At 52.4% G+C, this 10,659-nt stretch carries 11 protein-coding genes; 9 read left to right on the plus strand and 2 right to left on the minus strand.

Annotated elements, in window-relative coordinates:
• Positions 1–5: 5 nt before the first annotated feature.
• Complete coding sequence (gene queD, locus ACJHYW_RS12350; protein WP_000108294.1) at positions 6–368, minus strand: 6-carboxytetrahydropterin synthase QueD; 363 nt, start codon at positions 366–368, stop codon at positions 6–8.
• Between the two features lie 318 nt (positions 369–686).
• On the opposite strand from queD, the gene cysJ reads away from it, so the two are divergent.
• From cysJ to ACJHYW_RS12370, 4 genes are all read left to right on the plus strand, one after another.
• Entirely contained in the window at positions 687–2,486 is a 1,800-nt protein-coding gene (gene cysJ, locus ACJHYW_RS12355) for an NADPH-dependent assimilatory sulfite reductase flavoprotein subunit (RefSeq protein ID WP_000211339.1), read from the plus strand.
• A complete protein-coding gene (gene cysI, locus ACJHYW_RS12360; RefSeq protein WP_001290706.1) occupies positions 2,486–4,198 on the plus strand; it encodes an assimilatory sulfite reductase (NADPH) hemoprotein subunit in 1,713 nt (570 codons plus the stop codon). The genes cysJ and cysI overlap by 1 nt, the downstream gene beginning before the upstream one ends.
• A gap of 73 nt (positions 4,199–4,271) precedes the next feature.
• Positions 4,272–5,006 carry a phosphoadenosine phosphosulfate reductase gene (gene cysH, locus ACJHYW_RS12365; RefSeq protein WP_000039852.1) on the plus strand — a complete coding sequence of 245 codons (735 nt, stop codon included), beginning with the start codon at positions 4,272–4,274 and terminating at the stop codon, positions 5,004–5,006.
• 264 nt (positions 5,007–5,270) lie between these two features.
• Entirely contained in the window at positions 5,271–5,423 is a 153-nt protein-coding gene (locus ACJHYW_RS12370; protein WP_000956458.1) for a Hok/Gef family protein, read from the plus strand.
• Between the two features lie 125 nt (positions 5,424–5,548).
• Here ACJHYW_RS12370 and iap read toward each other — a convergent pair whose 3' ends face one another.
• Entirely contained in the window at positions 5,549–6,586 is a 1,038-nt protein-coding gene (iap, locus tag ACJHYW_RS12375) for an alkaline phosphatase isozyme conversion aminopeptidase (protein ID WP_000490426.1), read from the minus strand.
• 251 nt (positions 6,587–6,837) lie between these two features.
• Between iap and cysD the strand changes: the two genes are divergently transcribed.
• The 5 genes from cysD to ftsB all read left to right on the plus strand — a co-directional run bounded on the left by cysD (position 6,838) and on the right by ftsB (position 10,658).
• Positions 6,838–7,746, plus strand: a complete 909-nt coding sequence (gene cysD / locus ACJHYW_RS12380) for a sulfate adenylyltransferase subunit CysD (RefSeq protein ID WP_000372392.1) — start codon at positions 6,838–6,840, stop codon at positions 7,744–7,746.
• Between the two features lies 1 nt (position 7,747).
• The gene (cysN, locus tag ACJHYW_RS12385; protein ID WP_001090363.1) at positions 7,748–9,175 is read left to right on the plus strand and encodes a sulfate adenylyltransferase subunit CysN; all 1,428 of its coding nucleotides are present in this window, start codon (positions 7,748–7,750) and stop codon (positions 9,173–9,175) included.
• The gene (gene cysC / locus ACJHYW_RS12390) at positions 9,175–9,780 is read left to right on the plus strand and encodes an adenylyl-sulfate kinase (RefSeq protein ID WP_001173673.1); all 606 of its coding nucleotides are present in this window, start codon (positions 9,175–9,177) and stop codon (positions 9,778–9,780) included. The genes cysN and cysC overlap by 1 nt, the downstream gene beginning before the upstream one ends.
• A gap of 49 nt (positions 9,781–9,829) precedes the next feature.
• Positions 9,830–10,153, plus strand: a complete 324-nt coding sequence (locus ACJHYW_RS12395; RefSeq protein ID WP_001246103.1) for a DUF3561 family protein — start codon at positions 9,830–9,832, stop codon at positions 10,151–10,153.
• A gap of 193 nt (positions 10,154–10,346) precedes the next feature.
• Positions 10,347–10,658 carry a cell division protein FtsB gene (gene ftsB, locus ACJHYW_RS12400; protein ID WP_000517476.1) on the plus strand — a complete coding sequence of 104 codons (312 nt, stop codon included), beginning with the start codon at positions 10,347–10,349 and terminating at the stop codon, positions 10,656–10,658.
• Position 10,659: the final 1 nt, after the last annotated feature.

The following is a 10,659-nucleotide window of genomic DNA, read 5'->3' on the forward strand; positions in this document are numbered from 1 at the left end:
TCTTATCATTCGCCGCGATAGATACAACCTGCGGTGCAGGTTTCTTTTACCATCACCGCACTTAACAGCGGCACAACGGGTTTAACCTGATCCCAAATCCATTTTGCTAAAACTTCGCTGGTTGGGTTTTCCAGACCTGGAATATCATTGAGATAATGGTGATCGAGGCGCTCATAAGTTGGCTTAAACGCCGCTTTCAGTTCAGCGAAATCGATAATCCAGCCCGTATGCGGATCGACTTCCCCGGTAATTTCCAGTCGCACCATAAAGGAATGCCCGTGCAGGCGACCACATTTATGTCCTTCCGGGACGTGTGGTAAGCGGTGAGCGGCTTCGAAGGTGAAATCTTTAAATAACGTGGTGGACATCATAATTTCTCTACAGGACGATAAAACCGCCGTAGAGTACCGGAAAGCCTGTTTTTTCGCATTATCTAAAACGACTTTGTTGCGCAAAATCGCTGATTTATCTTGATGATGGGAAATATTCATTTATTTTTCATTGGGTTGGTTAATCTGTTTTGTTGTTAAAGACTATTGCTAAAACAGGTTAGTCGATTTGGTTATTAGTTATCGCTATCCCGTCTTTAATCCACACCGTTCGCCCCGTTAACCTTACCTTCTCTTCTGTTTTATGGGCGCTGACAGGGCGCAGAAACAGCTTTGCTTACTGGAACATAACGACGCATGACGACACAGGCCCCACCTTCCGCGTTGCTTCCGTTGAACCCGGAGCAACTGGCACGCCTTCAGGCGGCCACGACCGATTTAACTCCCACCCAGCTTGCCTGGGTTTCTGGCTATTTCTGGGGCGTGCTCAACCAGCAGCCTGCTGCGCTTGCAGCGACGCCAGCGCCCGCCGCAGAAATGCCGGGTATAACTATTATCTCCGCCTCGCAAACCGGCAATGCGCGCCGGGTTGCTGAAGCATTACGCGATGATTTATTGGCAGCAAAACTGAACGTTAAGCTGGTGAACGCGGGCGACTATAAATTCAAACAAATCGCCAGCGAAAAACTGCTTATCGTGGTGACGTCAACGCAAGGAGAAGGGGAACCGCCGGAAGAAGCCGTCGCGCTGCATAAGTTCCTGTTCTCCAAAAAAGCGCCGAAGCTGGAAAACACCGCATTTGCCGTGTTTAGCCTCGGCGATAGCTCTTATGAATTTTTCTGCCAGTCCGGGAAAGATTTTGACAGCAAGCTGGCGGAACTGGGCGGTGAACGCCTGCTCGACCGTGTCGATGCCGATGTTGAATATCAGGCCGCTGCCAGCGAGTGGCGCGCCCGCGTGGTTGATGCGCTTAAATCGCGTGCGCCTGTCGCGGCACCTTCGCAATCCGTCGCTACTGGCGCGGTAAATGAAATCCACACCAGCCCGTACAGCAAAGACGCGCCGCTGGTGGCGAGCCTCTCTGTTAACCAGAAAATTACCGGGCGTAACTCTGAAAAAGACGTTCGCCATATCGAAATTGACTTAGGTGACTCGGGCCTGCGTTACCAGCCGGGTGACGCGCTGGGTGTCTGGTATCAGAACGATCCGGCACTGGTGAAAGAACTTGTCGAACTGCTGTGGCTGAAAGGCGATGAACCTGTCACCGTCGAGGGCAAAACGTTGCCTCTGAACGAAGCGCTACAGTGGCACTTCGAACTGACCGTCAACACCGCCAACATTGTTGAGAACTATGCCACGCTTACCCGCAGCGAAACGCTGCTGCCGCTGGTGGGCGATAAAGCGAAGTTACAGCATTACGCCGCGACCACGCCGATTGTCGACATGGTGCGTTTCTCTCCGGCGCAACTGGATGCCGAAGCGCTGATTAATCTGCTGCGCCCGCTGACCCCGCGCCTGTATTCCATCGCCTCCTCGCAGGCGGAAGTCGAGAACGAAGTACACGTCACCGTTGGCGTGGTGCGTTACGACGTGGAAGGCCGCGCCCGTGCCGGTGGTGCCTCCAGCTTCCTCGCGGACCGCGTGGAAGAAGAGGGCGAAGTCCGCGTATTTATCGAACATAACGACAACTTCCGCCTGCCAGCCAACCCAGAAACCCCGGTGATTATGATTGGCCCAGGCACCGGCATCGCGCCGTTCCGCGCCTTTATGCAGCAGCGCGCCGCTGACGAAGCGCCGGGTAAAAACTGGTTGTTCTTTGGCAACCCGCACTTTACGGAAGATTTCCTCTACCAGGTGGAGTGGCAGCGCTACGTCAAAGAGGGCGTGCTGACGCGTATCGATCTTGCCTGGTCGCGCGATCAAAAAGAAAAAATTTACGTACAAGACAAACTGCGCGAACAGGGCGCAGAGCTGTGGCGCTGGATCAATGACGGTGCCCACATTTATGTCTGCGGCGACGCTAATCGCATGGCGAAAGACGTTGAGCAGGCACTTCTGGAAGTGATTGCCGAATTTGGTGGCATGGACACCGAAGCGGCGGATGAATTTTTAAGTGAGCTGCGCGTAGAGCGCCGTTATCAGCGAGATGTCTACTAATGAGCGAAAAACATCCAGGGCCTTTAGTGGTCGAAGGAAAACTGACAGACGCCGAGCGCATGAAGCTTGAAAGCAACTACCTGCGCGGCACCATTGCGGAAGATTTAAACGACGGCCTGACCGGCGGCTTTAAGGGCGATAACTTCCTGCTGATCCGCTTCCACGGCATGTATCAGCAGGATGACCGCGACATCCGCGCCGAACGTGCTGAACAGAAGCTGGAGCCGCGCCACGCGATGCTGTTGCGCTGCCGTCTGCCGGGTGGCGTGATCACCACCAAACAGTGGCAGGCGATAGACAAATTTGCCGGTGAAAACACCATCTATGGCAGCATTCGCCTGACCAACCGCCAGACGTTTCAGTTCCACGGCATTCTGAAAAAGAACGTCAAACCGGTGCACCAGATGCTGCACTCGGTCGGTCTTGATGCGCTGGCGACCGCCAACGACATGAACCGTAACGTACTCTGCACCTCGAACCCTTACGAGTCGCAGCTGCACGCGGAAGCCTATGAATGGGCGAAGAAAATTTCTGAACATCTGCTGCCTCGTACCCGCGCGTATGCGGAGATCTGGCTCGATCAGGAAAAAGTCGCCACTACTGATGAAGAGCCGATCCTTGGTCAGACCTACCTGCCGCGTAAGTTCAAAACCACGGTAGTGATCCCGCCGCAGAACGATATCGATCTGCACGCCAACGACATGAACTTCGTGGCGATCGCCGAAAACGGCAAGCTGGTGGGCTTTAACCTGCTGGTGGGCGGTGGGCTTTCCATCGAACATGGCAACAAGAAAACCTACGCCCGCACGGCGAGTGAGTTTGGCTATCTGCCGCTGGAGCATACGCTGGCGGTGGCGGAAGCCGTCGTGACAACTCAGCGTGACTGGGGTAACCGAACCGATCGTAAAAATGCCAAAACCAAATACACGCTGGAGCGCGTAGGGGTTGAGACGTTTAAAGCGGAAGTGGAGCGTCGCGCGGGGATCAAATTCGAGCCGATTCGCCCGTATGAGTTTACCGGACGTGGCGATCGTATTGGCTGGGTTAAGGGCATTGATGATAACTGGCACCTGACGCTGTTTATCGAAAATGGTCGCATCCTTGATTATCCGGGGCGTCCGCTGAAAACCGGCTTGCTGGAGATCGCGAAGATCCACAAAGGTGATTTCCGCATTACGGCGAACCAGAATCTGATCATCGCCGGCGTGCCGGAAAGCGAGAAAGCGAAGATCGAGAAGATCGCCAAAGAAAGCGGGTTAATGAATGCCGTCACGCCGCAGCGTGAAAACTCAATGGCCTGCGTGTCATTCCCGACTTGCCCGCTGGCGATGGCCGAAGCCGAGCGTTTCCTGCCGTCTTTTATCGACAACATCGATAATTTAATGGCGAAACATGGTGTCAGCGATGAGCATATCGTGATGCGTGTAACAGGCTGCCCGAACGGTTGTGGTCGCGCGATGCTGGCGGAAGTGGGCCTGGTGGGTAAAGCGCCGGGTCGCTACAACCTGCATCTTGGCGGCAACCGCATTGGGACACGTATCCCACGGATGTATAAAGAAAACATCACCGAACCGGAAATCCTGGCGTCGCTTGATGAACTGATAGGGCGCTGGGCGAAAGAGCGCGAAGCGGGTGAAGGCTTCGGCGACTTTACGGTGCGTGCGGGCATCATTCGCCCGGTGCTCGATCCGGCGCGCGATTTGTGGGATTAACCATCAGCCCGGTCTTGTAGGCCTGATAAGACGCGTGAGCGTCGCATCAGGCAAGGCAAACAGTGAGGAATCTATGTCCAAACTCGATCTAAACGCCCTGAACGAACTGCCGAAGGTAGATCGCATTCTGGCGCTGGCGGAAACTAACGCCGAACTGGAAAAACTGGACGCTGAAGGCCGCGTTGCCTGGGCGCTGGATAATCTGCCTGGTGAATATGTACTTTCTTCCAGCTTTGGCATTCAGGCGGCGGTGAGCCTGCATCTGGTGAATCAGATTCGCCCGGATATTCCAGTGATCCTCACCGATACGGGTTACTTGTTCCCGGAAACCTACCGCTTTATTGACGAGTTAACGGACAAACTCAAACTCAACCTGAAAGTGTACCGCGCTACCGAAAGCGCCGCCTGGCAGGAAGCACGTTACGGAAAACTATGGGAGCAGGGCGTTGAAGGCATTGAAAAGTACAATGACATCAACAAAGTCGAACCGATGAACCGGGCGCTGAAAGAACTAAACGCGCAAACGTGGTTTGCTGGCCTGCGCCGTGAACAATCCGGCAGCCGCGCCAATTTACCGGTGCTGGCAATTCAGCGTGGCGTATTTAAAGTGCTGCCGATTATCGACTGGAATAACCGAACGATATATCAGTACCTGCAAAAACATGGCCTGAAATATCACCCATTATGGGACGAAGGATATTTATCGGTCGGTGATACCCATACAACCCGTAAATGGGAACCCGGCATGGCGGAAGAAGAAACGCGTTTCTTTGGCTTGAAAAGGGAATGTGGATTACACGAAGGGTAAATATTGCTGCTTAAATTAAACGCCTCTGTCTGAAAAGATGGGGGCGTTTTTATTTTGCGAGCAGGATTCCTGATTTTAAACGTGAACGCCGCAGGAAGAATCAACAGGCATAGAATGGCGTTGGGTGCTTGAGGCTGTCTGGCGTTAAGCATTCGCGAGGTTCCAGATGGACAAAAGCCCCAGGCGATATTTCTATCAACCTGAGGCCAGCGTTCGAACCTAAGCAATTCGGATGTTAGTCTCTTCTTTGCAGGGAGGCAAGACATGCTGACAAAATATGCCCTTGTGGCAATCATCGTACTGTGTTGTACAGTACTGGGATTCACGTTGATGGTAGGCGACTCGTTGTGTGAGTTGAGTATCAGAGAACGTGGTATGGAGTTTAAGGCAGTTCTCGCTTACGAATCGAAGAAGTAGCCACCACGCGGGGTAAAACCCCGCGTACTGAATTGTGATTGTTTGGCCTCCTGCACCCCTTTTTTATACTCTGTTTCTGGTGGCATTGATTTCCTGCAGGCAAGGGAGTAATCATTTCAAACCCATTAAGATGCCTTCGCCAGCTCCTTCACCAACGGTAGCATTATCCGCATAACATCACGGCAGCGACGTTCTATTCTTCCTGGAAGTGCCTTATCAATATGCTGTTGATTATCCAGTCTTACGTCATGCCAGCTATTTCCTGCAGGGAATGCGGCTGTTTTTGCGCGTTGCTGATAACCATCCTTATTCCCAAGATTCCAGTTTGTCGCTTCCACCGAAAGTACAGCAATGCCCGCTTTGTCGAATATTTCTGCGTCATTACAACACCCAGTGCCTTTCGGATAGTTTTTATTCAAACCTGGATTTGTGGTGGCGGCAATTCCATGACTGCGGGCAATTGCCAGCGCCCGGTCGCGCGTTAATTTCCTTACTGCTTCAGGTGTTTTTACGCCACTGTTGAAATACAGCTTATCGCCAACAATCAGATTATCGAGATTAATCACCAATAAAGTATTTTTCTTTTCGGTATCACTCATGCGCTTGAGTAAATTCTCAGCGCCTAATTTCCCTTCTTCTTCACCACTGGTTGCCACAAAACGAATGCCATATTCGGTTGGCGTATTTTTCAGGCGTTCAGCCAGCTCCAGCATGACACCTAAACCTGCGGCGTTATCATCCATTCCTTGTAACGTCAGCCCGCCGAGATTGGCATCGGCGTCAGCATCGCTCAGCGGGGCGTAAGTATCCAGATGCGCCATAATGATGATCTGCTGCGGCGCTTTGCCTTCATGAGCGGCAATCACCGTACTTCCCGTCACGTTATGCCAGCTCTTGCGATTATCGCGGGCGGTATAAATATACCGACTATTAAATGTCCGAATATCACTGCGATAACCCATTTGCTGAAACTGTTGGCGAATATAATCGGCAGATAACATTTCTGCAGGAGTTCCGGTCATGCGTCCCGGAAAGAAAGTAGCAATATGTCGTGCCTGGGTATTAGCAAAATCGCCAGGTTTAGGTGACGAGGCGTGTACGGGGAGAATAAAGCATACGCCGAGCGCCAGGGCAGCGGTACGGTGGCGCAATGCGGAAAACATAGTGAGTCCTTAAATACCATGCAAATTTTTTTACCGCCATAGTATGAAACTGCCGCTGCGCTAAAACAATTTCAAATCTTCCTAAACGCCCGAAATCCGGTGCCTTAAGCACTTTTTGATATTAGCTTTGCCAAATCGTTATTCCGTTAAGGAACTACTCATTCTAATTGGTAATTTCATTCGTTCTCTTACGCTCCCTATAGTCGAAACATCTGATGGCAAGAAAATAGCGGTATTGCAAAGGAACGGTTATGGATCAAAAACGACTTACCCACCTGCGGCAACTGGAGGCGGAAAGCATCCACATTATTCGCGAGGTGGCTGCAGAATTCTCAAATCCGGTGATGCTCTACTCTATCGGTAAAGATTCCAGCGTCATGCTGCATCTGGCGCGCAAGGCGTTTTATCCAGGTACGCTGCCTTTCCCGTTGCTGCATGTCGATACCGGCTGGAAATTCCGCGAGATGTATGAGTTCCGCGATCGTACGGCGAAAGCCTACGGCTGCGAGCTGCTGGTGCATAAAAACCCGGAAGGCGTGGCGATGGGGATTAATCCATTCGTACACGGCAGCGCGAAACATACCGATATTATGAAAACTGAAGGCCTGAAACAGGCGCTGAACAAATACGGTTTTGATGCCGCCTTCGGTGGTGCGCGCCGTGACGAAGAGAAATCCCGCGCTAAAGAGCGAATCTACTCTTTCCGTGACCGCTTCCATCGCTGGGATCCGAAAAATCAGCGCCCGGAGCTGTGGCACAACTACAACGGGCAAATTAACAAAGGCGAAAGCATCCGCGTCTTCCCGCTCTCTAACTGGACCGAGCAGGATATCTGGCAATACATCTGGCTGGAAAATATCGACATTGTGCCGCTGTATCTCGCTGCGGAACGTCCGGTTCTGGAACGCGACGGTATGTTGATGATGATTGATGACAACCGTATCGACCTGCAACCGGGCGAAGTGATTAAAAAACGGATGGTGCGTTTCCGTACGCTGGGCTGCTGGCCGCTGACCGGTGCGGTGGAGTCAAATGCACAAACACTGCCGGAGATCATCGAAGAGATGCTGGTTTCCACCACCAGTGAACGTCAGGGCCGCGTGATTGACCGCGACCAGGCGGGGTCTATGGAGCTGAAAAAACGTCAGGGGTATTTTTAAGATGAACACCGCACTTGCACAACAAATCGCCAATGAAGGCGGCGTCGAAGCCTGGATGATTGCGCAACAACATAAAAGCCTGCTGCGTTTTCTGACCTGTGGTAGCGTCGATGACGGCAAAAGTACCCTGATTGGTCGCCTGCTGCACGATACCCGCCAAATCTACGAAGATCAGCTCTCATCGCTGCATAACGACAGTAAGCGTCACGGCACCCAGGGCGAAAAGCTGGATCTGGCGCTTCTGGTGGATGGTCTGCAAGCCGAGCGTGAACAGGGCATTACTATTGATGTGGCCTACCGCTATTTCTCTACCGAGAAGCGTAAATTTATTATCGCCGACACACCTGGGCACGAGCAGTACACCCGCAATATGGCGACCGGCGCATCGACATGCGAACTGGCGATCTTACTGATCGACGCCCGTAAAGGCGTGCTCGATCAAACCCGTCGTCACAGTTTTATCTCCACACTGTTGGGGATCAAACATCTGGTCGTGGCGATCAACAAAATGGATCTGGTGGATTACAGTGAAGAGACGTTCACCCGTATTCGTGAAGATTATCTGACTTTTGCCGGGCAGCTGCCGGGTAATCTGGATATCCGCTTTGTGCCGCTCTCTGCACTGGAAGGCGACAACGTGGCTTCGCAAAGTGAAAGTATGCCGTGGTACAGCGGTCCGACACTGCTCGAAGTGCTGGAAACCGTGGAGATCCAGCGAGTGGTGGATGCCCAGCCAATGCGCTTCCCGGTGCAGTACGTTAATCGCCCGAATCTCGATTTTCGTGGCTACGCCGGAACGCTGGCATCCGGTCGCGTGGAAGTCGGGCAACGTGTCAAAGTGCTGCCCTCTGGTGTGGAATCAAACGTCGCGCGGATCGTGACCTTTGATGGCGATCGCGAAGAAGCCTTTGCCGGAGAAGCGATCACCCTGGTGCTGACGGATGAAATCGACATTAGCCGTGGCGATCTGCTGCTGGCGGCAGACGAAGCGTTACCGGCTGTGCAGAGCGCGTCGGTGGATGTGGTATGGATGGCGGAACAGCCGCTTTCCCCGGGCCAGAGTTATGACATCAAAATTGCCGGTAAGAAGACGCGTGCTCGTGTTGATGGCATTCGTTATCAGGTTGATATTAATAACCTTACCCAACGCGAGGTTGAAAACCTGCCGCTGAACGGCATCGGCCTGGTGGATCTCACTTTTGACGAGCCACTGGTGTTAGATCGTTATCAGCAAAATCCGGTGACCGGTGGGCTGATTTTTATCGATCGCCTGAGCAATGTGACCGTGGGTGCCGGTATGGTGCACGAGCCAGTTAGCCAGGCAACTGCTGCGCCATCTCAATTCAGTGTATTCGAACTTGAATTGAATGCTCTGGTTCGCCGCCACTTTCCGCACTGGGGCGCGCGCGATTTGCTGGGAGATAAATAATGGCGCTGCATGACGAAAACGTCGTCTGGCATAGCCATCCAGTCACTGTGCAACAACGCGAGCTACACCACGGTCATCGTGGTGTAGTGCTGTGGTTTACCGGCCTCTCCGGGTCCGGTAAATCAACGGTCGCCGGGGCGCTGGAGGAGGCGTTACATAAACTCGGCGTCAGTACGTATCTGCTGGATGGCGACAATGTTCGCCACGGATTATGCAGCGATCTCGGTTTTAGCGATGCCGATCGTAAAGAGAATATCCGTCGCGTCGGTGAAGTGGCGAATTTGATGGTTGAAGCCGGACTGGTGGTGCTGACCGCATTTATCTCGCCACACCGCGCCGAACGCCAGATGGTTCGTGAACGCGTAGGAGAAGGGCGCTTTATCGAAGTGTTTGTCGATACACCGCTGGCGATTTGCGAAGCCCGCGATCCAAAAGGCTTATATAAGAAAGCGCGTGCCGGTGAACTGCGTAACTTTACGGGAATAGATTCTGTTTACGAAGCGCCTGAATCGGCAGAAATTCATCTCAATGGTGAACAATTAGTAACAAATTTGGTACAGCAATTATTAGATCTGTTGAGACAGAACGATATTATCAGATCCTGAGACACCACCGGGTTTCCATGCCCGGTTCGTCAAAGTAACAGGATCAAATATGCGTAATAGCCATAACATTACACTAACAAATAACGACAGCCTTACTGAGGATGAAGAAACCACATGGTCACTGCCTGGTGCCGTGGTCGGTTTTATCTCCTGGTTATTTGCGCTGGCGATGCCGATGTTGATTTATGGCTCTAACACGCTGTTCTTCTTTATCTACACCTGGCCTTTCTTTCTGGCACTGATGCCTGTCGCGGTAGTGGTGGGGATTGCGCTGCATTCATTGATGGACGGAAAGCTACGCTACAGTATTGTTTTCACCCTGATGACAGTAGGCATTATGTTTGGCGCACTGTTTATGTGGCTACTGGGCTAATTTGTACTTTCTTGTCTCCTCTGTTCATAATTCAAACCGTAACTAATAATGAGATTATGTTCTGCACGCCCTGGGTATACGTAACAATGGACAAATGTGGTACATTTGCCCGCGTTGTCGCGGTATCCCCAACAGAGGATGTAGAGTCGTCTTCGGATGCATGGGATGATGATGCCGTTTTTCAGGGGGCAGGATGGGTAAACTAACGCTGCTGTTGCTGGCTATTCTGGTCTGGCTACAGTATTCGCTGTGGTTCGGTAAGAACGGTATACATGACTATACCCGCGTCAATGATGATGTGGCGGCACAGCAAGCTACAAACGCGAAACTTAAAGCGCGAAACGATCAACTTTTTGCCGAAATTGACGATCTCAATGGCGGCCAGGAGGCGCTCGAAGAGCGTGCGCGTAATGAACTCAGCATGACCAGGCCGGGCGAAACTTTTTATCGTCTGGTGCCTGACGCGTCGAAGCGCGCACAGTCTGCGGGGCAAAACAATCGATAAA

Source organism: Escherichia sp. WS3063 (genome assembly GCF_046486595.1).
GTDB lineage: Bacteria > Pseudomonadota > Gammaproteobacteria > Enterobacterales > Enterobacteriaceae > Escherichia > Escherichia coli.

What these genes read in the sequence shown, in the direction of transcription:
- queD (WP_000108294.1), bottom strand. Translation starts at nt 368, where the DNA reads ATGTCCACCACGTTATTTAAAGATTTCACCTTCGAAGCCGCTCACCGC.
- cysJ (WP_000211339.1), top strand. Translation starts at nt 687, where the DNA reads ATGACGACACAGGCCCCACCTTCCGCGTTGCTTCCGTTGAACCCGGAG.
- cysI (WP_001290706.1), top strand. Translation starts at nt 2,486, where the DNA reads ATGAGCGAAAAACATCCAGGGCCTTTAGTGGTCGAAGGAAAACTGACA.
- cysH (WP_000039852.1), top strand. Translation starts at nt 4,272, where the DNA reads ATGTCCAAACTCGATCTAAACGCCCTGAACGAACTGCCGAAGGTAGAT.
- ACJHYW_RS12370 (WP_000956458.1), top strand. Translation starts at nt 5,271, where the DNA reads ATGCTGACAAAATATGCCCTTGTGGCAATCATCGTACTGTGTTGTACA.
- iap (WP_000490426.1), bottom strand. Translation starts at nt 6,586, where the DNA reads ATGTTTTCCGCATTGCGCCACCGTACCGCTGCCCTGGCGCTCGGCGTA.
- cysD (WP_000372392.1), top strand. Translation starts at nt 6,838, where the DNA reads ATGGATCAAAAACGACTTACCCACCTGCGGCAACTGGAGGCGGAAAGC.
- cysN (WP_001090363.1), top strand. Translation starts at nt 7,748, where the DNA reads ATGAACACCGCACTTGCACAACAAATCGCCAATGAAGGCGGCGTCGAA.
- cysC (WP_001173673.1), top strand. Translation starts at nt 9,175, where the DNA reads ATGGCGCTGCATGACGAAAACGTCGTCTGGCATAGCCATCCAGTCACT.
- ACJHYW_RS12395 (WP_001246103.1), top strand. Translation starts at nt 9,830, where the DNA reads ATGCGTAATAGCCATAACATTACACTAACAAATAACGACAGCCTTACT.
- ftsB (WP_000517476.1), top strand. Translation starts at nt 10,347, where the DNA reads ATGGGTAAACTAACGCTGCTGTTGCTGGCTATTCTGGTCTGGCTACAG.